Source organism: Mycolicibacterium sp. XJ662, assembly GCF_053484035.1.
The window spans coordinates 14,234-36,095 of the sequence record NZ_JBEFTL010000005.1; the positions used below are offsets into that span (position 1 = coordinate 14,234).

Annotated in this window: 22 protein-coding genes; 13 read left to right on the plus strand and 9 right to left on the minus strand. The window is 66.5% G+C overall.

Translation table 11 applies throughout. The annotated features are described in order from the left end of the window. Window positions 1–32: 32 nt before the first annotated feature. Genes ABQE93_RS15655 through ABQE93_RS15690 form a run of 8 tightly spaced genes read right to left on the minus strand, consistent with a single transcriptional unit; the run spans window position 33 to window position 8,494 of the window. The gene (locus tag ABQE93_RS15655; protein ID WP_448409103.1) at window positions 33–1,334 is read right to left on the minus strand and encodes an acyl-CoA dehydrogenase family protein; all 1,302 of its coding nucleotides are present in this window, start codon (window positions 1,332–1,334) and stop codon (window positions 33–35) included. Window positions 1,335–1,370: 36 nt separating this feature from the next. Further along, on the minus strand, window positions 1,371–2,027 hold the full coding sequence (locus ABQE93_RS15660) for a TetR/AcrR family transcriptional regulator (RefSeq protein ID WP_448409101.1): 657 nt from the start codon (window positions 2,025–2,027) through the stop codon (window positions 1,371–1,373). Between the two features lie 58 nt (window positions 2,028–2,085). Further along, window positions 2,086–3,045: a TIGR03564 family F420-dependent LLM class oxidoreductase gene (locus ABQE93_RS15665; protein WP_448409099.1), complete on the minus strand. Its 960-nt coding sequence runs from the start codon at window positions 3,043–3,045 to the stop codon at window positions 2,086–2,088. A gap of 9 nt (window positions 3,046–3,054) precedes the next feature. After that, on the minus strand, window positions 3,055–3,798 hold the full coding sequence (locus tag ABQE93_RS15670; protein WP_448409097.1) for a hypothetical protein: 744 nt from the start codon (window positions 3,796–3,798) through the stop codon (window positions 3,055–3,057). A gap of 8 nt (window positions 3,799–3,806) precedes the next feature. Further along, a complete protein-coding gene (locus ABQE93_RS15675; RefSeq protein WP_448409095.1) occupies window positions 3,807–4,721 on the minus strand; it encodes an NAD-dependent epimerase/dehydratase family protein in 915 nt (304 codons plus the stop codon). Between the two features lie 32 nt (window positions 4,722–4,753). Further along, entirely contained in the window at window positions 4,754–6,508 is a 1,755-nt protein-coding gene (locus tag ABQE93_RS15680; protein ID WP_448409093.1) for a nitric oxide reductase activation protein NorD, read from the minus strand. Then, complete coding sequence (locus ABQE93_RS15685; protein ID WP_448409092.1) at window positions 6,505–7,326, minus strand: CbbQ/NirQ/NorQ/GpvN family protein; 822 nt, start codon at window positions 7,324–7,326, stop codon at window positions 6,505–6,507. The genes ABQE93_RS15680 and ABQE93_RS15685 overlap by 4 nt, the downstream gene beginning before the upstream one ends. A 1-nt stretch (window position 7,327) precedes the next feature. Next, a complete protein-coding gene (locus tag ABQE93_RS15690) occupies window positions 7,328–8,494 on the minus strand; it encodes a spirocyclase AveC family protein (RefSeq protein WP_448409091.1) in 1,167 nt (388 codons plus the stop codon). Between the two features lie 103 nt (window positions 8,495–8,597). Here ABQE93_RS15690 and ABQE93_RS15695 point away from each other — a divergent pair, with 103 nt between their 5' ends. The 5 genes from ABQE93_RS15695 (at window position 8,598) to ABQE93_RS15715 (ending at window position 12,737) form a co-directional block, all read left to right on the plus strand. Beyond that, on the plus strand, window positions 8,598–9,200 hold the full coding sequence (locus ABQE93_RS15695; protein WP_448395361.1) for a TetR/AcrR family transcriptional regulator: 603 nt from the start codon (window positions 8,598–8,600) through the stop codon (window positions 9,198–9,200). 210 nt (window positions 9,201–9,410) lie between these two features. After that, complete coding sequence (locus ABQE93_RS15700; protein ID WP_448409089.1) at window positions 9,411–10,676, plus strand: aromatic ring-hydroxylating oxygenase subunit alpha; 1,266 nt, start codon at window positions 9,411–9,413, stop codon at window positions 10,674–10,676. 4 nt (window positions 10,677–10,680) lie between these two features. Further along, a complete protein-coding gene (locus ABQE93_RS15705) occupies window positions 10,681–11,010 on the plus strand; it encodes a hypothetical protein (protein ID WP_448409088.1) in 330 nt (109 codons plus the stop codon). Next, on the plus strand, window positions 11,007–12,263 hold the full coding sequence (locus ABQE93_RS15710; protein WP_448409087.1) for a metal-dependent hydrolase family protein: 1,257 nt from the start codon (window positions 11,007–11,009) through the stop codon (window positions 12,261–12,263). Before ABQE93_RS15705 ends, ABQE93_RS15710 begins: the two co-directional genes overlap by 4 nt. A 21-nt stretch (window positions 12,264–12,284) precedes the next feature. Continuing rightward, complete coding sequence (locus ABQE93_RS15715) at window positions 12,285–12,737, plus strand: MarR family winged helix-turn-helix transcriptional regulator (protein ID WP_448409153.1); 453 nt, start codon at window positions 12,285–12,287, stop codon at window positions 12,735–12,737. A 7-nt stretch (window positions 12,738–12,744) separates the two neighbouring features. Here ABQE93_RS15715 and ABQE93_RS15720 read toward each other — a convergent pair whose 3' ends face one another. Beyond that, window positions 12,745–13,332 carry a TetR/AcrR family transcriptional regulator gene (locus ABQE93_RS15720; RefSeq protein WP_448409086.1) on the minus strand — a complete coding sequence of 196 codons (588 nt, stop codon included), beginning with the start codon at window positions 13,330–13,332 and terminating at the stop codon, window positions 12,745–12,747. Window positions 13,333–13,534: 202 nt separating this feature from the next. On the opposite strand from ABQE93_RS15720, the gene ABQE93_RS15725 reads away from it, so the two are divergent. From ABQE93_RS15725 to ABQE93_RS15760, 8 genes are read left to right on the plus strand one after another with little or no spacing between them, the layout of a single operon-like run. Further along, on the plus strand, window positions 13,535–15,760 hold the full coding sequence (locus ABQE93_RS15725; protein WP_448409084.1) for an acyl-CoA dehydrogenase family protein: 2,226 nt from the start codon (window positions 13,535–13,537) through the stop codon (window positions 15,758–15,760). A gap of 26 nt (window positions 15,761–15,786) precedes the next feature. Beyond that, complete coding sequence (locus ABQE93_RS15730) at window positions 15,787–16,995, plus strand: thiolase family protein (protein ID WP_448409083.1); 1,209 nt, start codon at window positions 15,787–15,789, stop codon at window positions 16,993–16,995. Window positions 16,996–16,997: 2 nt separating this feature from the next. Next, complete coding sequence (locus ABQE93_RS15735) at window positions 16,998–17,408, plus strand: Zn-ribbon domain-containing OB-fold protein (protein ID WP_448409081.1); 411 nt, start codon at window positions 16,998–17,000, stop codon at window positions 17,406–17,408. A 54-nt stretch (window positions 17,409–17,462) separates the two neighbouring features. Beyond that, complete coding sequence (locus ABQE93_RS15740) at window positions 17,463–18,476, plus strand: 2Fe-2S iron-sulfur cluster-binding protein (protein ID WP_448409080.1); 1,014 nt, start codon at window positions 17,463–17,465, stop codon at window positions 18,474–18,476. Window positions 18,477–18,507: 31 nt separating this feature from the next. Further along, entirely contained in the window at window positions 18,508–19,251 is a 744-nt protein-coding gene (locus ABQE93_RS15745; RefSeq protein ID WP_448409078.1) for an SDR family NAD(P)-dependent oxidoreductase, read from the plus strand. Between the two features lie 30 nt (window positions 19,252–19,281). Then, on the plus strand, window positions 19,282–20,553 hold the full coding sequence (locus ABQE93_RS15750; protein ID WP_448409076.1) for an aromatic ring-hydroxylating oxygenase subunit alpha: 1,272 nt from the start codon (window positions 19,282–19,284) through the stop codon (window positions 20,551–20,553). A gap of 2 nt (window positions 20,554–20,555) precedes the next feature. After that, window positions 20,556–20,891 carry a hypothetical protein gene (locus ABQE93_RS15755; RefSeq protein WP_448409074.1) on the plus strand — a complete coding sequence of 112 codons (336 nt, stop codon included), beginning with the start codon at window positions 20,556–20,558 and terminating at the stop codon, window positions 20,889–20,891. 19 nt (window positions 20,892–20,910) lie between these two features. Continuing rightward, window positions 20,911–21,756, plus strand: a complete 846-nt coding sequence (locus ABQE93_RS15760; RefSeq protein WP_448409073.1) for a TauD/TfdA dioxygenase family protein — start codon at window positions 20,911–20,913, stop codon at window positions 21,754–21,756. Window positions 21,757–21,862: the final 106 nt, after the last annotated feature.

Consider the following 21,862-nt stretch of genomic DNA (forward strand, 5'->3'; position numbering starts at 1 on the left):
CCAATCCGCAAGCCGCCCAACGTCGATATCGGTCACAGGTTGCCCACCTCGCTTTCGAGGTAGTCGGCGAACTTCGCCCGCGCGGCTTCGCGCTTGCGCGGCGTCCACTCCGAGGGCCACATGTCATCGGTCGGTTCATAGTCACGCAGTACCTGCTTGGCCACCGTCGCCTTGTGCACCTCGGTGGGCCCGTCGGCCAGCCCCATGACGGCGGCGCCGGTGACCATGCCCATGAACGGCATCTCGTTGGTGACGCCGAGCGCACCGTGCACTTGCATTGCCCGCCAGGCGATATCGTGCAGCACCGAGGGCATCACCACCTTGACCGCGGCGATGTCCTTGCGGACCTTCTTGTAGTCGTTGTACTTGTCGATCGACCACGCGGTGTAGAGGACCATGAGCCGGAACTGCAGCAGTTGGGCGTAGGAGTCGGCGATATAGCCCTGCACGAACTGTTTTTCCGACAGACGGCTGCCCTGGGTCTCACGGCTCAGCGCGCGCTCACACATCATGTCGAGCGCCTTGCGGGCCAGCCCGATGGTCCGCATCGCGTGGTGGATACGGCCGCCGCCCAAGCGCGTCTGCGCGATGACGAAGGCCTGGCCCTCGCCGCCGAGCAGCGCATCGGCGGGCACCCGCACGTTGTCGTAGTGGATGAGGGCGTGCGACCCTTCGCCCTCGGGTTCGCCGTAGAGCCCGACGTTGCGAACGATGTTGACGCCGGGGGTGTCGGTCGGCACGAGGAACATCGACATGCCCTGGTAGGCGCTGACGTCGGGGTTGGTCACCACCATGACGATCAGGAACGACGCCGTTCTGGCGTTGGAGGAGAAGAACTTCTGGCCGTTGATGACCCAGTCGTCGCCGTCTCGTACGGCGGAGGTCTTGAACAGGGTGGGGTCTGCGCCGGCGTGCGGTTCGGTCATCGAATAACAGGAGAAGATCTCGCCGTCGAGCAGCGGACGCAGGTAGCGCTCCTTCTGCGCCGCGGTGCCGTAGTGCGCGAGGATCTCGGCGTTGCCGGTGTCGGGTGCCTGACAACCGAAGATGATCGGCGCCCACTGTGACCGTCCGAGGATCTCGTTCAACAGCGCGAGCTTGAGTTGTCCGTAACCCTGCCCGCCGAGTTCACCGCCGAGGTGAGTAGCCCACAGCCCGCGTCGGCGCACCTCATCCTTGAGCGGCTCGATCACCTTGCGCCGGTTGGCATCCAACGGCATGTACTGCTGGTCGGGAAACGCCAGGTCCAGTGGCTCGATCTCCTCGCGGACGAACTCATCCGCCCAATCCAGCACCTTCTGGTATTCGGGATCGGTTTCGAAATCCCATGCCATGGCGGTCTCCCTTCGATTTCCGGTGAACGGCTTTCGTCATCGGTTGGCTTTGATGTTGAACCCGGTGATCAGCGCGGCGATGTCGGCGGTGACGATGTCGGCGAACGTCGCGTCGCCGAACGTGCCGCCCGCCCAGTGCCGAACCCCTTCGCTGACATGCATTCTGGCCAGATGTGACAGGTGGGCGACGTCGATTCCCGCGGCGATCTTTCCGTCTTGTTGTGCCTTGGTGAACAACTCGCCGAACATGTCGGCGTCGGCGTCGTCGGTGCGCTCCCCGGTGAGGATGCGGTGTTGTTGGCGGTAGCCCTCCAGGATGGTTTCGACGATCAACTCGGGCGGGTTGCGCGCCATCGACCGTTCCAGGCTGCGCAGCGCCTCGGCGATCACCGCCTCGACGTCGTAGTCGGTGCGCAGGAGTGACCGCACGGTCTGCTGGGCGGCCCGGGTGGAGAGCAGGCCGACCTCGAAGAGGATGTCTTCCTTGGCCGGGAAGTAGAAGTAGAACAACGCCCTGGACACGCCGGCGGCGCGACAGATGTCGGCCACCGTGGTCTTCGCATAACCGTTGGTGCGCCACAGCGCCATCGCGGCCTGCACCAGCGCTCGCTTGGTCTCGTGGGAACGCGCGCGCTGAAACGACGCCCGACGTTGACCACCGTCAGCATCGGCAGTCGACGCAGTATTCGGCACAGCGGCAGTGTAGCCGCTGGTTTATGTCGTGGGAATAGTTGACGTCTGTCTAACTAAGTCAGCCGAGTTCGGCGACCAGCGACGCGACGAACTCTTGTGTGCGTCGCCGCGAAGCCTGGCGTTGGGACGCGGTCTCGCCGAGCGGCACCACCCTGGCGGCCAGGTCGGTGACCCCCGCATCGCGGTAGCGGCGTAGCCGCGCGAGGACCGTGGCTTCGTCACCGGCCGCCATGGTGTCCCCGACGTCGTCGGCCTCGCCGTGCTCGAGCAACCGGACATAGTTGGGGGAGAAGTCGGCGTGGCCGAGTACCTCGCTGGCGTAGGCCCGGGCCCCGTCGACATCTCGTTCGGGGCACAGCGCGACGGGTACGCCGGCGACGACGCGAACCCCGCTGCGCCCGGCAGCCTCTGCCGCCTCGGTGATGCGCGGGACGACGTAGTCACCGATGGCCCGTTCGTCGGCCATCCACAAGATCGTCCCGCCGGTGCGCTCTCCTGCGGTGCGCAGCATCGCCGGGCCGAGCGCGGCCACTAACAGCGGTACCGTGAACGAGTCGGTGATGTCGAGGGGACTCTTGACCTGGAAACTGTCGTTGGTGACGGCGACCTCGCCGGGTCCGGTGTAGGCCGCCTGCAACACCTCGAGGTAGTCACGCACCAGCCGCGCTGGACGCTCGTAGGCGAGCCCGAGTTGATCGGCGATGATCCAGTGATGTGACGGGCCGATGCCGAGCGTGAACCGTCCCGCGCACGCAACCTGGGTGGTCAGTGCCTGCTGCGCCATGATCAGCGGGTGGCGGGTCTGGATGGGCACCACAGCGGTGCCGATCTCGATGCGTTCGGTGGCTGTGCCGAGAAGCGCGACCGCCGTCAGCGCGTCGAGGTAGCCGGGCACCTGCGGAATCCAGAACGATGCGAAACCATCGCTCTCCGCGGTCTTTCCGTCGTCGAGCAGGCCGCGCAACCGGTCGGCACGGGGCCGTTCCTTGTCCGAGCCGATCATCAAGCCGATTCTCATGTCCACTCCCTACGGCAGATAGCGGTCCCACTCGTACGGTACGACCGGATAAAACGGTGCAGCCAACAGCGGTTGGATATCGCCGCCACGCCACCGCTTCTTTAGCGCCGGCCTAAGTCGTTCAGCCGTGCACACCGGGTCCTGGTCGAGGAAGCAATACGAAATCGTTTGTCCAGCAGGAGCGCTCGCCAAGCGGGTGCCGACCGGCAGTGATGTCGCTGCCCAGACGCCGGCCACACCGTCGATGTCGACCAGCGGTTCCAACTCGGCCGAGCCCTGCTCCAACAGGAGATAGACGCCTTGGTTCGGCCACCACGGCAGCACGTCGGCGCCGGCCTTGATCCGTTTCGCGGCGGTCCGGTCGGTTACGTCGTACACACCGCGTTCGACCGGCGGTAGCAGCGGCAGTTTGCGGTTTGCATCGCCGAGCGACTTGGACAGCGCCAGAAACGGTTCCATCCCGGCGACTCCGGTGAAGAAGTACGTCATCACGTGATCGATGGCGTCGTAGGGAGTTTGGCTCGCCGCGCGTACGGAGCGGCATCCGGGGGTGGACACCAGCCGCATCGACGCGCGCACCGCCGACAGCCGGTGCTGTTCGGGGCGGTGGTCGAGGGTATGCCAGCGTAGGTAGTCAGCGTCGGCCCCGTCGGGGTGTCGTCTGGCCATCGAGACGAACAGCGTGGTGACGTCGCCGTCGCCGTTCGCGAGGACTTCGGGCACCTCGTCCGACGGTGTACCGGGTAGCTCCATCGACACCTCTACTCCGATTCTGGTTGTGACAAGGTGATTTCGGGGTGGCGAGCCTCGATCATTCGGCGAAACCCCTCGCGCCACGGAACCTTCGTTCGCCCGAGTATTTCGTGCATGCGGGTGACGTCGGGCCACAGCGGTGTGTGGGCCTCGGGGCTGTAGCTGAAGGTCGGCTCGACGCCCACGAGTTCACCCATGTAGGTGCAGTACTCCTCGACGCTGACCGTCTCGCTGCCCGCCCAGTTGACCGTGATCGGCGGCGTATCCGCGACCTCCATCGCCTTGATGCCCGACGCGACATAATCGTCTTCGTAGATCGGGTTGTAGTTGTTTGGCCGGTCCGGGTGCAGCCGTATCGGCTTGTGCGCCAAGATTGCGTCGAGACGATCGGCGGGCGCGCCGCCTTCGGGGCCGTAGGTGGAACAGATCCTGATGATGGTCAGCGGAATCTGGTATTGCGTGGCGACCCATGTGCAGACGGCCTCGGCGGCGACCTTGGAGAAGCTGTAGTTCGCCCGCAGTGGCACCCCGGGCGGATCCGACTCGGTCAGCGGCCGCCGGCCCTGATATGCGTAGATCGACCCCGTCGAACAGAACACGAACCCCTTTGCCGCGCGACAGTGATACAACAGGTCACCGGTGTGCTGTGCGTTGGTGGCGAGGCAGGTGGCCCAATCGCCGGTGCCGTCGTCGACAGCAGCGTGGAAGACGTAGGTGAAATCGCCGGGCAGCGAGGAGAAGTCACCGGTGCTCATATCCAGGGCGACCGGCGCGACGCCTGCGTCGGCCAATCGGCTGCGGTCGGCCGGATCGCGCAACCGTGCCGCCCCAAACACCTCGTTGTGGTGGGCGAGTGCCCGGGCGATGGGAAAGGCGATCTTCCCTGTCGCGCCGGTGATGAGGATCTTCTCTCCGGAGAGCATCCCTTAAGTCATAGCGCACCGCGGCTGAAATGTTAACTACTTGATACGGTGCCGGTGCGCGGTTCCCGGCCGATGCCGGCGTGGGTGCTCCGCTGGGCGGGCCGTGGGGCGGCGAGTTCACGCAGCGCCGACAGAAATAGGCTGTCCATCTGTGGGCTCAGGTCGTTCAGCCGGGCCGCGCGGGCGTGGCTCGCGGAGCCGAAGACTCTTTCAAGCGCCTCGGCGCCGGTGGTGGTGCTGAGCGAAAGGCAAAGACACGCAACACCATCCAAGCGCAGCTCTTCGAGCGACTTGTGCGCGTCGGCTTCGGCGTAGCGGCCCTCGTAACCCGGGTCGTAGGGATATCCGTCGGACAGGACGAGCAACAGCCGGTTCGGGGTGCCCGACTCGGCTTTGAGGATTTCGCCCGCGCCCCGGATCGCCGAGCCGAGGCGGGTGTAGTTCGAGGGCTGCAGTTGGTTCAGTCGGGCGCGGCTGAGCGCGTTGAAACGCTGATCGAAGGTCTTGATGGCGGGCAGATGCACGGCGTGGCGGCCCTCGGATCGGAAGCCGTACACCGCGACGCGGTCGCCGAGGTCTTCGAGCGTGGCCGCCAGGGTGGCTGCGGCACGTCGCTGGTGGTCGTGGACGGCGAGCCCCTGCGGATCGGCGTCGGTGGCCGATCCCGACGCGTCAACGAGGATCAGCACGCCGAGGTTGCGGGCGACCTTTCGGCGTTCGACGTAGACGTGTTCGGGTGGTGAGTAGCCGCACCGTAGATCGATGGACAGATCGACGAGCGCCTCGATGTCGAGTTCATCGCCGTCCGCGCGGCGCCGCAGCACTTTTGTTCCGAGACCGATGCGAGACAGGCGACGACGGAGCACGTCGTCGTGCGCGACGCCGGCACCGGACACGTCGGCGCGCGTCGTCAGCGGATACTCGATGACGCGGCACCATTCGGGTCGGTAGCGGTTCTTGTAGACGTCCCACTCCGGGTGCAGTGCCCCGCCGACGCCGACGGCGGCACCCGGATTTCCGTCGTCGGTGAAATGGATCCGGCGGGGCAGCGGCCGGGCCTGCTGGCCGGCCGAGCGGGCCTGCCGCACGGAGCCGACGGGTACCTTGCCGCCGCCCGAACTGCTGGAGGAGGACCGCGCGCTGCCGAGCAGTTTGCGAAGGAACTCACCGACCGCTTCGGAGTTGAACAACGGGTTGTCGAACAGCTTGAGGATCTTGCTTTCCTCGCCCTGCTCGTCGTCGTCCTCGTCGTCGTCTTCGGGTTGGGCAGCTTTGATCGAGTCGATCTTCAGGCGCAGGTCATCATCGGTGCCGGGCTCACCGGGTCGCGCCGAAGGTTTGGCTAACCGCGCGGGTTTGATGACGCCGAACCACTCCGGCGGACTTCCCACTCTAGCTCGGCCCCTAGCCATTTCGAGCGACTCCGCGGCTGACGCCGTGCTCGGGGATCCGCCGATGTCGAACGTGGTAGCCACCGGCAGGCGCTGCGCCAACTCGGCCAGTGCCCTGCGGCCCTCGATCGCCAGGTACCGACGCGTAAGTGAGGGCCGCCCCCGTAACGGTTTGACCAGGTTCGCGTCGAGGCTGCCCGCGCCCAGCAGCGCGGCCTGTAACACCACTTCGCGGCGTTGTTCGGCGGGGGAGCGGCTCGCCGAGACGAAGATGGTCTGCCCGTCGGTGTATGCGGGCTGACCGACCGGTGCCTCCGCGAGGTCGAGTGATCGACCGGCGGCGAACGCGGCGAGAAGCCGAAAGCGTTCGGGTCCTTGCGGATCGGACGCAGTCACGTCCGCGGTAGCACGGCGTCGACGAGCTCGCCGAGCGCGCGGATGAGATCGCGATCGTCGGAGAGCGCCTCGACGATGGCCGCCTGGACGGCCCGGCGCAGGCTGAGGCCTTCGGCGACGAGCTCGCCGGTGAGGATCAGCATGCGCGTCGACGACACTTCGCCCAGCGGTGAGCCATCGATGTTGCGGATCGCGTTGCCGACCGACACCAGGATCCGTGCGGTGTCGGAGTCGATACCGGCTTCGTGCGCAACGATCTCGGTTTCGACTTCCGGTGGCGGGAAGTCGAGCTCGATGGCGATGAACCGCTGGCGCGTCGACTCTTTGATGTTCTTCAACACGCTCTGGTAGCCGGGGTTGTAGGAAATCACGAGTTGAAAGCCGGGTTCGGCCGACAACGTCGTGCCGAGCCGGTCGACCGGGAGTTCGCGACGGTGGTCGGCCAGCGGATGGATGACCACAGTGGTGTCTTGGCGCGCCTCGACGATTTCGTCCAGATAGCAGATGGCGCCGGTGCGCACCGCCCGGGTCAGCGGACCGTCCACCCAAACCGTTTCGCCGCCCTTGAGCAGAAACCGGCCCACCAAATCCGCCGACGTCATATCTTCGTGGCCCGCGACCGTGATGAGATCACGGCCGAGTTCGTGAGCCATCGCCTCGACGAACCGGGTCTTACCGCAGCCGGTCGGGCCTTTCAGCAGCACCGGCAGCCCACGCCGGGCGGCGGCGCGGAAAACCTCGGCCTCGTCGCCGACCGGACGGTAAAACGGTGCTGCCGTGCGGTTTTCGACCGTCGCGGATTGGTTGTTGGCCGACACCTCATTCGCTCCGTTCGTGCGGCACGACCGCCGGCATCTCCACACCTTCGGGCAGGACGAACTCTCCGTCGGTGTTGATGTAGCCGGAATGCCTGGTGGGGATGGGCAGGTTGGGGTCGGGGCACGGTCGGTCGGTGCCGTCGCCGCACAGGCCGGAGGTGAAGTACGAGCGCTTCTGCACGTCTTCGGGCCACGGGTCGGCATGGGTCGCCATGAACTGCGCGGGAATGATGTAGAAGACGAAGAACGATGCGCTGATCGCGGCGAAGATCGCCAGGAAGCGGACCAGTTGCTGGGTGGCGAAACCGCCACGGACGTTGTCCAATCCGCGCTCGACGACGGTGCGTCCGCGGTCGTCGGTGAAGAAGCGCAGGCAGCACAGCGCGGCCTGCACGCCGCCCCACATGAACCCCTCGTAGATGGGCCACTGGTAGTAGGTGCCCGCGTTGATCGACAGCGACTGGATGGCTCCCGGGAAGGTGTACATACCCAGCGGCATGAGCACCAGGCCTTCCATGACGAAGTCGAAGAAGAACGCCCACACCGCCGCGACCGCGATCAGCCCCTTGGTGCCGATGTTCGGCCAGCGTTGCTGGGCTTTGCGCATCACCCAGCAGCCGAAGATCGTGCACAGCAGCACGCCGAATGCGTAGCCGGAGACGTTGATACCCAACGGTTCTGCGACTTGCGCGCCGGGCCGCTCGGGGGACAGCCAGCCGGGGACGTGCGGTGCCCACGAGCCCATGTTGAAGGCCCAGGCGTTGTAGGTGCACCAGGTGTTGATGTAGTTGAGCAGCGGGTCCTGGAAGAAGAACAGCCCGGTGGACACCATGATCATGCCGTCGAGGGTGATGCGCCGCTCGCGGCGCCACGGCCGGATGATGAACCACCAGATCGCGACCGGGAAGAGCACCGGCGAACCGATCTGCCACATCATCAGGGCGACCTTCATGAAGGTGGGCGGGTCCGTCGGGCCGGGATCGACGGGCGTGAAGTAGGGCCCGGTGATCCAGCGGATCCACACGTAGATCTGGAAGACGAGGATCAGCCCGCCGAGCGTGGCCCAGATCTTGACCCGATTCGAGGGCCGCGCGGTCGGCTCCTCGAGCCGACCGACCGTGCTCAGTGACTCGGTGGCGGGGGACTTCTTGTCTGACAGTTCGCTCACGACGCCTCCTCGGCGCGCCTCGGCAGCGCGACTCGAGTGAATATACCGATGAGTATCTGGAGAACTCAATGGTTTCTTAGAAACTTTGTGGCAGACTTCCGTCATGGTCGAGCGGTGGACGCGGGAGCGGCGACTCGAGCACACGCGTTCCCTGTTGTTGGACGCCGCGGAGAATGTGTTCGGCGAAAAGGGGTTCACCGCAGCGACTCTGGATGACATTGCGTTTGCGGCGGGCTATACCAAGGGCGCCATCTACAAGCACTTCGCCACCAAGGAGGAGCTCTTCCTGGCGGTCAGCGACCGGTACTGGCGGCGCTACTTCGACAACTTCGCCGAGGTGATGTCGGCGGCCGAGCAGGTGGGTGCGCGTGAGCGCGACGACATCGCCACCCGGTGGCGACAGCTCAGCCGCGACCGCGGCGCCGAGCACGCCGCACTGGGCCACGAGTTCACCCTCTATCTTCTGCGCAACCCGGAGGCGCGGGACCGCGTGGCCGCCAAACGCTCGGAGGTGGTCGAGAAGTTGGCGAAGTTCATCGTCGACGGGGTCGACAGGCTTGGGGGGACGGTGCTGATTTCGCCGATGACGCTGGCTCGAGTGTTGATCGCGACCAGTGACGCCATCGTGCTCGGCAGCGAACTCGATGACGTCGACCTCTACCGGCCGATCGTCGATATGTACGTCTCGGCGATCAAGCTTCCGTGACCCTCAGCCGGCGCGGGAGGGGCGTTAAGCGCGAGCAGACGCAGATGGCCCCTTTTCCGCCTGCTATTAGGGCCTTCTGCGTCTGCTCGCGGGGGGAGTGCTCCCGCGCCGAAATCGGCGCAGCCACCCGCACGCGGCGCTGTATCAACTACTTGCGATTGCGGTGGGGAGCATATACCGTCGGCATCGTCGCGTGGACAGGAGAAGTCAATGGCCCGATTCCCCAAACCTCCCGAAGGCAGCTGGACCGAGCACTATCCGGAGTTGGGCACCGAACCGGTGTCCTACGACGACTCGATCAGCCCCGAGTTCTACGAGGCCGAACGCCAGGCGATCTTCAAGCGGGCCTGGCTCAATGTCGGCCGCGTCGAACAACTTCCGCGCAAGGGCAGCTACTTCACCAAGGAAATCAAGGTCGCCAACACGTCGATCATCGTGGTGCGCACGACATCTGGTGAGGTCAAGGCCTACCACAACATCTGCCGTCACCGCGGCAACAAGCTGGTGTGGAACGACATGCCGCTCGAGGAGACCAGCGGCGTGTGCAGGCAGTTCACCTGCAAGTACCACGCGTGGCGCTACGACCTCGACGGCAACCTGACGTTCGTGCAGCAGGAAGGCGAGTTCTTCGACCTCGACAAGAGCCGCTACGGCCTGGTCGGCGTGCACTGCGACGTGTGGGAAGGCTTCATCTTCGTCAACTTCGCCAAACAACCCGAACAGTCGCTGCGTGAGTTCCTCGGCCCGATGATCACCGACCTCGAGGGCTATCCGTTCGACAAGATGACCACGAGGTTCACCTATCGCTCGGAGATCGGAGCGAACTGGAAGCTCTACATGGACGCGTTCCAGGAGTTCTACCACGCACCGGTACTGCATGCGAACCAGTCGCCCACCGCCTACTCGAAGGCTGCGGCCGAAGCCGGTTTCGAGGCGCCGCACTACCGCATCGAGGGCCCGCACCGGCTGGTAAGCACGTCGGGTGTGCGGGCCTGGGAGATGGCCGACGAGATGCGCAAACCGATCGAAGACATCTGTCAGAGCGGGCTGTTCGGACCCTGGGACAAACCGGATCTCGGCGAGATGCCGGCTGGGCTGAACCCCGCCAAATGCGATCCGTGGGGCCTGGACTCGTTCCAGCTGTTCCCGAACTTCACGATCCTGTTCTGGGGGCAGGGCTGGTACCTGACCTACCACTACTGGCCGACGTCGCACAACACGCACATCTTCGAAGGCAACCTGTACTTCCCTCAGGCGCGTACCCCGCGGGAGCGCGTCGCGCAGGAGCTGGCGGCGGTCTCGTTCAAGGAGTACGGCCTGCAGGACGCCAACACGCTGGAGGCCACCCAGTCGATGATCGAGTCGCAGGTGCTCGACGACTTCCTGCTGTGCGATCAGGAGGTGCTGATCCGCCACCTGCACAAGGAGACCGCCTCCTGGGTCGAGCAGTACCAACGCGAGACGGCGGGGGTGTAGTCCGATGACCGCGAAGCTGCCACCGGAATTCGCCGACCTGGAACCGTTTTCGGACTGGTGTTTGGCCACCGAGCCGGAGCGCTACGCCAAACGGCTGGCCAGTTCGATGACCGACATGCAGGCGTTCTACGACGCGATCACCGCCCGCGCCGAGGAGGCGCTCACTTACTGCGACAAGTTCACCCTCGACGACATGCCCGAGGATGTCCTCAACCTGATGCGCCTGCTGTACTCCATGATCATGGTGTCCTTCCCGGTGGAGTGCTGGAAGCAGCCCCGGGTGCCCGATTCGGGCGCCTCGACGCTGGACTGCGTAATCGAACCCGTGCCGTGACCGACGCCGTCACCGTTCTACGGGCGCAGCGCTGGGCCGACGTCGAGGCCGGCCAGGTGCGCGCACCGGCGGTGTTGGTGGTAAAGGGCGACCGGATCGCCGCAGTCAATCCCGTTGAGGAGCCCAAAGATCCGGTACAAGACATCGATCTCGGCGACGTCACGCTGCTGCCGGGCCTGATGGACATGGAGCTGAACCTGCTCATCGGCGGCCCCGGCGGACCGGAGGGTCTGCCCAGCCCGATGCACGGGGTGCAGGACGATCCGGTGTATCGGACACTGCGTGGCGCGGTCAACGCCCGCACCACGCTGGAAGCGGGTTTCACCACGGTGCGCAACCTGGGCCTGATGGTCAAGACGGGCGGCTATCTGCTCGACGTGGCCCTGCAGCGCGCCATCGACCAGGGCTGGCACGTGGGTCCGCGGATCTACCCGGCCGGGCATGCGGTGACCCCGTACGGCGGACACCTCGACCCCACGGTCTTTCAGCGGCTGGCCCCCGGCATCATGCCGCTGTCGGTCGCCGAGGGCATCGCCAACGGCGTCGACGACGTGCGCGCCTGTGTGCGCTACCAAATTCGCCACGGCGCCAAGCTGATCAAGGTGTCGGCATCCGGCGGCGTGATGTCGCACAGCACCGCGCCCGGCGCCCAGCAGTACTCCGACGACGAGTTCGCCGCGATCGCCGACGAGGCCCACCGCGCCGGGGTGCGGGTCGCCGCGCATGCGGTGGGCGACAGCGCGATTCGGGCATGCATCCGCGCCGGCATCGACTGCATCGAACACGGTTTCCTGGCCTCCGACGAGACGATCCAGATGATGGTCGACCACGGCACCTTCCTGGTGTCGACGACGTATCTGACCGAGGCGATGGCCATCGACCGGATCGCCCCCGAGCTGCGCAAGAAGGCCGAAGAGGTGTTTCCGCGCGCGCAGTCCATGTTGCCGAAGGCGATCGCCGCCGGAGTCCGCATCGCATGCGGCACCGACGCACCGGCGATACCGCACGGCCAGAACGCCAAAGAGCTGTGTGCTCTGGTGTCTCGGGGGATGTCACCGATGGATGCGCTGCGCGCCGCCACCATCACCAGCGCCGAGCTGATCGAGGCCGACGACGAACTGGGCCGGCTCGCACCCGGATACCGCGCCGACGTCATCGCCGTCCCCGCCGACCCGTCCCGCGACATCGCGACTACGCTCGACGTCCGGTTTGTCATGAAGGACGGCCGCATCTACAAGCACGATGGGAGCTAGGTCGTGGCAGAGGATCTCGGCATGGAACTGGCCGACAACATCCTGTGGCACCTCAAGCAGGCCTGGTACTTCTCGCTGACGGCGGTCAACGACGCGGTGAGCCAGCACGGCGTCAGCACCGCACAGATCGGTGTGCTGCGTCAGCTCACCAACGAGCCCGGCCTTTCGGGCGCCGAGCTTGCGCGTCGCCTGCTGATCACCCCGCAGGGAGTGCAACTCGCGATGAAGGCGCTCGAGCAGCGTGGTCTGGTCGAGCGCAAACCAGACCCCCACCACGCGCGGATTCTGAAGGCCTACCTGACCCCCGAGGGCCGCAAGGTCGCCGCCGCGGTGGTCAGCGACGCGATCGCCGCCCATGAGGACGTCTTCGGCGTGCTGACCCCCGAAGAGCAACGCACGCTGCGCGATCTGCTGGCCCGTGTGGTGGAAAAGGGCACGGGCCACACGCTTTTCGACGACCACATCGGCGACTAGGCGCCACTCAGGACATCACCCCGTCGAGGACCGTGCGGGTGATCGTCTCTGCGCGGCTGCGGCGGAAGGACCGGCCCTCGCTGAGGATGGCGTAGACGATCCCGCCGACGATCGCGTCGGCGGCGGCCTGGGCCGCCGCGTCGCGCAGGCCGGCGGCGCGCAACCGGTTTCTCACGCTGTCGTGCAACGGCACACTGAAGCCGGCGTACATGCGGGCTTGGGTGTCGTCGTGCTCGATGCCGGCGACGGTGAGGATGCGCAGCATCGCGTGTCCCCGGGCGGTGGTGAGCGTGGCCGCGAGTTTGACCGCCCAGCGGGTGAGATCGGCGGTCAGGTCCTCGGTGTGCTCGACGGCACGCAAGATCTTGTCGGCGTCTTCGAGCAGCACGTCGGCGACGAGCGCGGGCCTGCTCGGCCACCACCGGTAGATGGTCTGCTTACCCACCCCGGCGCGCGCGGCCACGGCCTCGATGCTGAGCCCGTCGAATCCGCGCTCGAGCAGCAGTTCCTTTGTCGCGGTGACGATCGCCACCCGAGATCTCTCGCTGCGACGGCGTGGGGCGCGCGCTTCGGTGACCACTGAACGACTCCGCATCTGACGGCCTTTACAGATGGTGACAGCAACTACTAACCTTTGCAAGACGAGACGGTTCGTCTCGTAAAGACCAGAGGATTCCGGGGCCCGCCAGTGACGAAGAAGCTTGTTATCGGAGCAGGCGGATTTCTGGGTTCCGACGACAACGCGTACCGATCAAGTCCGTGGCGGCGATGAGCAACCCCAGCAGCGAGCGGGCGCTGTGAGCCTGGCACTCACGCCGGAGCAACGCGAGCTCGCCGACTCGGTCGGCCGGTTCGCTGCGCGGCACGCCCCGATGGCATCGACACGGGAGGTGTTCGATGCGCTGGCCCAGGGCGAGCTGCCGACGTGGTGGAACGACTTGACCGCCAACGGGTTTCACGCCGTGCATCTACCTGAGCGCTACGGCGGCCAAGGCGGTGAACTGCTCGACGCCGGTTGTGTGCTCGAGGCCGCCGGTAAAGCGGCCCTGGCAGGTCCGCTGGTGCCGACGGTCGTGGCCGGCGCGGTCGCACTGCTCGCCCACCCGTCACCGTCGGCGCAGACCCTGCTCACCCAGCTGGCCGCGGGAACCCCGGCCGCGCTGATCCTGCCGCAGCACGGAACGTTTCGCGCGCGGCCGGCCAACGACGGCTGGCTGGTCAGCGGCGCCTCGGAGGTGATCGCCGGGATCTGTTCTGCCGGCGTCGCTCTGGTCGGCGCCCGCACCGACGACGGCGAGACGCTGTGGGTGGCCGTCGACACCACGCAGCCGTCGGCGAGCACCCAGCCCGTCGTCGGCACCGACCTGCTCACCGACATCGGTTTTCTGGGGCTCGAGGACTACCCGGTCGCCGACGACGCGACGCTGGACGGGATCGACGCGGACCGCGCGGAGTACGTCGCGGTCGCGCTCGCGGCGTGTGTGGCCGCCGGGATCACCCAGTGGTGTGTCGACGCGGCGACCGAGCATCTGCGCACCCGCGAACAGTTCGGCACGCTGATCGGCACATTCCAAGCGCTGCAACACAATGCTGCGATGCTGCTGGTCAACAGCGAGCTGGCCAACGCGTCGGCGTGGGACGCCGTGCGGGCCGCGGACGAACCCCTCGAACAGCACCGGATGGCGGCGGCCGGCGCGGCCCTGATGGCGGTGCTGCCGTGCCCGGGCCTGGTGCTCGACACGCTGATGATGTTCGGGGCCATCGGCTTCACTTGGGAACACGACCTGCACGTGCACTGGCGACGGGCCACCAGCCTGGCCGGTTCGATCGGCACCAGAAGCGGGTGGGCCCGGCGACTGGGCGAGACGACCGTACAAACCGAACGCAACTTCTCGGTGAACCTCGGCGACGCCGAAGCCGACTTCCGGGCACGGGTGGCCGAGGCGCTGGACGCGGCCGCCGCACAGCGCAACGACGGACCCGGAAAGCAGGGCGACTACGAGCATTTTGCCACCGGAGCGCAGCGCACGCTCATCGCCGAGGCGGGGCTCATCGCACCGCAGTGGCCGCGGCCGTGGGGCATCGACGCCACACCGTTGCAGCAACTCATCATCGACGAGGAGTTCGCCCGGCGCCCGGGGCTGGTGCGCCCGTCGCTGGGGATCGCCGAGTGGATCCTGCCGTCGATGATCCGGGCCGGCTCGACGGAACTGCAGCAGCGGCTGATCCCGCCGACCCTGCGCGGCGACCTCGCGTGGTGTCAGTTGTTCAGCGAGCCGGGCGCGGGCTCAGATCTGGCCGCGCTGACCACGCGCGCCACCAAGGTCGACGGCGGATGGCACATCACCGGACACAAGATCTGGACGTCGTCGGCGCACCGCGCCGACTACGGGGCGCTGCTCGCCCGCACCGACCCGGGGGTGCGCAAGCACCGCGGGCTCGGCTACTTCATCGTCGATATGCGGTCGGCGGGTATCGAGGTGCAGCCGATCCGACAGGCCAGCGGCGAGACGGAGTTCAACGAGGTTTTTCTGACCGACGTGTTCGTGCCCGACGAGATGCTCCTCGGGGAGCCCACCGGGGGATGGGGGCTGGCCATCGCGACGATGGCCGAAGAGCGTTCGGCGATCAGCGGTTACGTGCAGTTCGACAGGGCGGCCGCGCTGCGCCGGCTCGCGGCGTCGCCGCAGCAGATCCACGACGACCTGGTGCGCGAACTCGGTGAGCTCGACGCCTACACGCATGCGATCAAGGCGTTGGGCGTGCGCGAGACCATCCGGCTGCTCGACGGCCAAACCACCGGCGCCGCCTCCAGCGTCGCCAAGATCGCGATGAACGAACTGTTGCGCCGCACGTTCGCCACCACGCTCGGGTCGACCGGACGGCTGGCGATGGTCGCCGAATCCGATCCGCCTGTCGCGCAGCCGTATCTGCGGGTGCCCGCCGAACTGATCGGCGGCGGGACCAAGGAGATCCAGCTCAACATCGTCGCGCAGATGATCCTCGGCTTACCGCGCAAATAGCCGTCAACCACAAGCGAAGGGCCACCATGGGATTACGGGGCGAAGCCGCGATCGTCGGGTACGTCGAGCTGCCACCGGAGCGGATGAACAAGGCGTCACCAGCACCGTTCACGCTCGAGCAGTGGGCCGAACTTTCGGCAGATGCGCTCGCCGATGCCGGTCTCTCGGGTGAACTCGTCAACGGCATCGTCACGTCGCATCTCGGCGAATCCGAGATCTTCGTACCGTCCACCATCGCCGAATATCTCGGCGTGAGAGCCAACTTCGCTGAGCTCGTCGACCTCGGCGGGGCCAGCGCCGCGGCCATGGTGTGGCGCGCGGCGGCCGCGATCGAACTGGGACTGTGTGACGTGGTGCTGTGCGCGTTGCCGGCGCGCTACATCACGCCGATGTCGGAGAAGAAGCCCAAAGCGCTCGTCGACGCCGTGTTCTTCGGCTCGTCGAGCAACCAGTACGGCTCACCGCAAGCGGAATTCGAGATTCCCTACGGCAACCTCGGCCAGAACGGGCCCTACGGTCAGGTCGCCACCCGCTACGGCGCGGTGTACGGCTACGACGAACGGGCGATGGCCAAGATCGTCGTCGACCAACGGATCAACGCCAACCACACCGAGGGCGCCATCTGGAAGGACAAGCCGCTCACCGTCGACGACGTGCTCGCCAGCCCGGTGATCGCCGACCCGCTTCGCATGCTCGAGATCGTGATGCCATGCGTGGGCGGGGCCGCAGTGGTGCTGGCGAACGCCGACATCGCCAGCCGCACCCGCCACCGTCCGGTGTGGGTCAAGGGTTTTGGCGAACACGTGCCGTTCAAGACCCCGACCTACGCGGCCGACCTGTTGCACACCCCGATCGCCGAGGCCGCCGACACCGCGTTCGGGATGACCGAACTCGGACGCGCCGACATGGACATGGTGTCGATCTATGACTGCTACACGATCACGGTGCTGCTGAGCCTGGAGGACGCCGGGTTCTGCGAGAAGGGCACGGGGATGAAGTTCGTCGCCGACCACGACCTGACCTTTCGCGGCGACTTCCCGCTGAACACCGCGGGCGGCCAACTCGGGTTCGGTCAGGCCGGACTCGCCGGCGGCATGCACCACGTCTGCGACGCCGCTCGACAGATCATGGGCCGCGCCAATGCCGCCCAGGTGCGCGACTGCCACCGCGCGTTCGTCTCCGGCAACGGAGGGATCCTGTCCGAACAGACCGCCCTGGTCCTCGAAGGAGACTGACGATGACGACCTTTGAGCGCCCGATGCCGGTCAAGACGCCAACCACCGCGCCGTTCTGGGATGCGCTGCGCGAGCACCGCATCGTGATCCAGTACTCGCCGTCGGCGAACGCCTACGTGTTCTATCCGCGGGTCCGCGCCCCGCGCACGCTCGCCGACGACCTCGAATGGCGCGAGATCTCCGGTGCGGGCACGCTGTACTCCTACACCGTGGCGCGCCGGCCCGTCGGACCGCACTTCGCCGACGCGGTGCCGCAGCTGCTGGCCATCGTCGAATGGGACGAGGGGCCGCGGTTCTCCACCGAGTTGGTCAACGTCGACCCGTCCGACCTCGAGGTGGGCATGCGGGTGCGGCCGGTGTTCTTCGACTATCCCGAGCACGACGTCACGATGCTGCGATACGCACCCGCGTGACGGCACGAACTGCCTCTTGAGATCAATCACAAGTACTTGATACTGTGGGCGGCGATGACCGAGGAGTTTGCGCCGCTGCGCATCAAGCGAGTGGTGCGCGAAACCTGTGACGCCGTGTCGCTGGTCCTCGACGTGCCCGCCGACCGTGCGCAGAGCTTTCGCTACCGGGCCGGCCAATACGTGACGCTGCAGGTCGACGTCGACGGCGGCCGTCATCAGCGGTGCTACTCGATGTCGTCGTTCCCGCACTGCGGCGACGAACTGCAGATCACCGTCAAACGTGATCCGGGCGGGCTGGTCTCGAATTGGTTGAACGACGCCGCCGCAGCGGGCGACGAGATCTGCGTCGCGCCACCGGAAGGGCGTTTCGTCCTCGGCGAGGACGAGCGCGACATCGTCGCGTTCGCCGGCGGCAGCGGCATCACGCCCATCTTCTCGCTGATCGGCAGCGCGCTGGCGAATTCGACACGGCGGGTGCGGTTGTTCTACGCCAACCGCAGCCGCGAATCGGTGATCTTCGCCGCCTCGCTGACCGCGCTCGCCGCGGCCAATCCCGACCGGCTCACCGTGACACACCATTTCGACGACGAGTCAGGCGTCGTCAGTCAGGCCGCTGTCGAGGCGTTCCTCGACGGCGGCGTCGACGCCGACTACTACATCTGCGGTCCCGGACCTTTCATGGACACCGCCGAGCAGAGCCTGCTGGGATCCGGCGTGCCACGCAACCGCCTGCACCTGGAGCGGTTTCACGTCGAGCCACTGCCCAGCGACGCCGTCGCCGCCTCCGCCGAGGTCACCGAGAAAATCATCATCGAACTGGATCGCAAGACCACCACGGCGGACTACCGGAAAGGCAACACGTTGCTGCAGACCGCGCGCATGGCCGGGCTGCGCGCACCGTCGTCGTGCGAGACCGGCTCGTGCGGAACATGTATGGCCCGCATCGTCAGCGGGAGCGCCAGAATGCTCAACAACGACGCGCTCGAAGACGACGAGGTGGCCGAGGGGTGGGTGCTGACCTGCCAGTCGCTGCCCACCAGCCCAACGGTGCACGTGGTCTACGAGTAGAGGTGAAAGGTCCTGCGATGGAGCGAATTCGATGAGCCGCGTAGCGGTGGTTACCGGAGGCGCTTCCGGCATGGGCGAAGCGACCTGTCATGAGCTCGCCAGGCGGGGTCACAAGGTCGCGGTATTCGACCTCAACGGTGAGGCGGCCCAACGGGTCGCCGAGGACCTGCGCGCCACCGGTGCCACGGCACACGCGCACGCGGTCGACGTCAGCGACCGGGCGGCCGTCGAGGCGGCGTTCGACAAGGTGCGCGCCGAGTTGGGGCCGGTGCACATCCTGGTCACCAGCGCGGGCGCCGTGGACTTCGCGCCGTTCACCGAAATCAGCCCGCAGGCCTGGCAGCGGCTGATCGACGTGAACCTCACCGGCACCTTTCACTGCTGTCAGGTCGCGGTGCCCGACATGCTCGACGCCGGCTGGGGCCGCATCGTGATGATCTCGTCGTCAAGCGCCCAACGCGGGTCACCCGGGATGGCGCACTACGCCGCCTCCAAAGGCGCATTGCTGTCGCTGACCAAATCGCTTGCCCGCGAGTACGGTCCGGCCGGTATCACGGTGAACAACATTCCGCCGTCGGGCATCGAGACACCCATGCAGCATCAGTCGCAGGCCGCGGGGCACCTGCCGCCGAACGACCAGATGGCCGCCAGCATCCCGCTGGGTCACCTGGGCACCGGTGACGACATCGCCGCCGCGGTGGGTTTCCTTTGTTCTGACCAAGCCGGCTTCATCACCGGCCAGACTCTCGGAGTCAACGGCGGATCGGTGATGTGATGAGGTTCCAACTGACACAGGGAGGTTCGCATGGGTAAGTGGCCTAAGCCCGCGGAGGGCAGCTGGACGGAGCACTACCCGGAGCTGGGTACCGGGCCGATCTCGTTTCGGGACTCGACCTCACCGGAGTTCTACGAACTCGAACGTGAGGCCGTGTTCAAGCGGGCCTGGCTCAACATCGGGCGCGTCGAGGAGGTGCCGCGGGTCGGCAGCTACTTCACCAAGGAGATCGACGCGGCCAAGGTCTCGGTGATCGTGGTCAAGGGCCGCGATGAGAAGATCCGCGCCTTCTACAACATCTGCCGGCACCGGGGAAACAAGCTGGTGTGGAACGACTATCCCAACGAGGACGTCAAGGGCACCTGCCGGCAGTTCACCTGTAAGTACCACGGCTGGCGCTACGACCTCACCGGCGCGCTCACCTTCGTCCAGCAGGAGGGCGAGTTCTTCGACCTGGACGCCTCGCAGCGCGGCCTGCGCCCGGTGAACTGCGATGTGTGGAACGGCTTCATCTTCATCAACTTCGATCCGGAGCCCCGGATGAGCCTGCGCGAGTTCCTCGGCCCGATGATCACCGCGCTCGACGACTACCCCTTCGAGTTGATGACCGAGCGCTACGAGTTCGAGGCGCACAACAACAGCAACTGGAAGATCTTCGCCGACGCGTTCCAGGAGTACTACCACGTGCCCTCGCTGCACTCCCAACAGGTGCCTTCGGCTGTGCGCCAGCCCAATGCGACGTTCGAGTGTGGCCATTTCCAGATCGACGGACCGCACCGGCTGGTGTCCACCGCGGGCACGCGTCGATGGCTGCTGGACCCGGAGTACATGTATCCGGTCGAACGGGCCACCCGCAGCGGCCTGGTGGGGCCGTGGCACACGCCGGAGACGCACTTCTCGGCCGGGCTGAACCCCGGCGGTATCGAGCCGTGGGGTATCACGAACTTCCAGATCTTCCCGAACCTGGAGATCCTGATCTACCACGGCTGGTACCTGCTGTACCGGTACTGGCCCACCTCGCACAACACCCATAAGTTCGAGGCGTACACCGCATTTCACCCGGCCCGTACCGTGCGTGAGCGCGTCGAACACGAGGTCGCCTCGGTGGTGCTCAAGGAATTCGCCCTGCAGGATGCCGGGATGCTGGGCGGCACGCAGGCGGCGCTGGAATACGGCCTGGACGAGCCGATCGTCGACGAGTTCCCGCTGAGCGACCAGGAGATCCTGGTGCGCCACCTGCACAAGGTGGCCGTCGACTGGGTCGAGCAGTACAAGGCCGAGCGTAAACCGGTGGGGGTGTGACCATGGCCGAACCCCGACTCCCCAGTGCCTTCGCCGAGTTCGAGCCGTTCGCCGAGAAGTGGTGCCTGGCAACAGAAGCCGAGCGGTGGGACACCCGGATGAACACGCCGATGGCCGACATCCGGCGGTTCTACGACGCGTTCACGCCGCGCTTCGAGGAGGCGATCGACTACTGCGACAAGTTCCCGCTCGACGACCTGCCCGACGATGTGCTGAACCTGTTGCACCTCATCTACTCGATGGTCATGGTCTCCATGGCCGTCGAGATCTTCGGAACCCAAAAGCCCGCCGACTCCGCTGACGCCGTCATGCACCGCGTCAGCGCGCCGGTGCCATGACGGAAAGTGCAGGGCAGCCATGAGTCTGCTGACGATCAACAAGCTCACGTCCTCGGTCGGAGCGGAGGTGCCCGGGCTCGATTCCGAGACGTTGGCATCCGACGACGCGTTCGGCGCCGCGGTGCTCGAGGCGCTGGAAGACAACGGCGTGCTGGTCTTTCCTGGCCTTCACCTCGACCCGCAGGCGCAGGTCGCGTTCTGCCGACGGCTGGGCCAGATCGATCACTCCTCCGACGGGCACCACCCGGTCGCCGGGATCTACCCGGTGACGCTGGACAAGTCGAAGAACGCGTCGGCGGCCTACCTGTGGGCCACCTTCGACTGGCACATCGACGGCTGCACGCCCACCGGCGACGAGTACCCGCAGATGGCCACGGTGCTCTCGGCGCGACAGGTGGCCGAGCGCGGCGGTGAGACGCAGTTCGCCAGCGCCTACGGGGCCTACGACGCGCTGAGCGACGACGAGAAGGCGCGGTTGGCGTCGCTGCGCGTCGTGCACTCGCTGGAGGCCTCCCAGCGCCGGGTGACCCCGGATCCGACCCCCGAGCAGTTGGCGCGGTGGCGGGCCCGGCCCACCCACGAGCACCCGCTGGTGTGGACGCACCGCAGCGGACGCAAATCGCTGGTGCTGGGAGCGTCGGCCGACTACGTCGTCGGGATGGATGTCGAGGAGGGCCGCGCGCTGCTGGCCGACCTGCTGGACCGCGCCACCGGGGCCGACAAGGTCTACAGCCACAAGTGGTCGGTCGGCGACACCGTCATCTGGGACAACCGCGGTGTGCTGCACCGGGCGACGCCATACGACCCGGATTCGCCGCGCGAGATGCTGCGCACCACCATCCTCGGGGACGAACCCATTCAGTGAGTTGCCTGAAATGCTGGGCGGGTGCACAGCGCCCTCGTTGACGGCGACGTCCGGCTATGGAAATCTAATACTTATCTGACGAGAATCACATTCTCAGAGCTGAGAT

Excerpts from the sequence above, each read along its gene's own strand:
- ABQE93_RS15655 (WP_448409103.1), bottom strand. The coding sequence starts at position 1,334 with ATGGCATGGGATTTCGAAACCGATCCCGAATACCAGAAGGTGCTGGAT.
- ABQE93_RS15665 (WP_448409099.1), bottom strand. The coding sequence starts at position 3,045 with ATGAGAATCGGCTTGATGATCGGCTCGGACAAGGAACGGCCCCGTGCC.
- ABQE93_RS15670 (WP_448409097.1), bottom strand. The coding sequence starts at position 3,798 with ATGGAGCTACCCGGTACACCGTCGGACGAGGTGCCCGAAGTCCTCGCG.
- ABQE93_RS15675 (WP_448409095.1), bottom strand. The coding sequence starts at position 4,721 with ATGCTCTCCGGAGAGAAGATCCTCATCACCGGCGCGACAGGGAAGATC.
- ABQE93_RS15695 (WP_448395361.1), top strand. The coding sequence starts at position 8,598 with ATGGTCGAGCGGTGGACGCGGGAGCGGCGACTCGAGCACACGCGTTCC.
- ABQE93_RS15700 (WP_448409089.1), top strand. The coding sequence starts at position 9,411 with ATGGCCCGATTCCCCAAACCTCCCGAAGGCAGCTGGACCGAGCACTAT.
- ABQE93_RS15705 (WP_448409088.1), top strand. The coding sequence starts at position 10,681 with ATGACCGCGAAGCTGCCACCGGAATTCGCCGACCTGGAACCGTTTTCG.
- ABQE93_RS15715 (WP_448409153.1), top strand. The coding sequence starts at position 12,285 with ATGGAACTGGCCGACAACATCCTGTGGCACCTCAAGCAGGCCTGGTAC.
- ABQE93_RS15720 (WP_448409086.1), bottom strand. The coding sequence starts at position 13,332 with ATGCGGAGTCGTTCAGTGGTCACCGAAGCGCGCGCCCCACGCCGTCGC.
- ABQE93_RS15730 (WP_448409083.1), top strand. The coding sequence starts at position 15,787 with ATGGGATTACGGGGCGAAGCCGCGATCGTCGGGTACGTCGAGCTGCCA.
- ABQE93_RS15735 (WP_448409081.1), top strand. The coding sequence starts at position 16,998 with ATGACGACCTTTGAGCGCCCGATGCCGGTCAAGACGCCAACCACCGCG.
- ABQE93_RS15740 (WP_448409080.1), top strand. The coding sequence starts at position 17,463 with ATGACCGAGGAGTTTGCGCCGCTGCGCATCAAGCGAGTGGTGCGCGAA.
- ABQE93_RS15745 (WP_448409078.1), top strand. The coding sequence starts at position 18,508 with ATGAGCCGCGTAGCGGTGGTTACCGGAGGCGCTTCCGGCATGGGCGAA.
- ABQE93_RS15750 (WP_448409076.1), top strand. The coding sequence starts at position 19,282 with ATGGGTAAGTGGCCTAAGCCCGCGGAGGGCAGCTGGACGGAGCACTAC.
- ABQE93_RS15755 (WP_448409074.1), top strand. The coding sequence starts at position 20,556 with ATGGCCGAACCCCGACTCCCCAGTGCCTTCGCCGAGTTCGAGCCGTTC.
- ABQE93_RS15760 (WP_448409073.1), top strand. The coding sequence starts at position 20,911 with ATGAGTCTGCTGACGATCAACAAGCTCACGTCCTCGGTCGGAGCGGAG.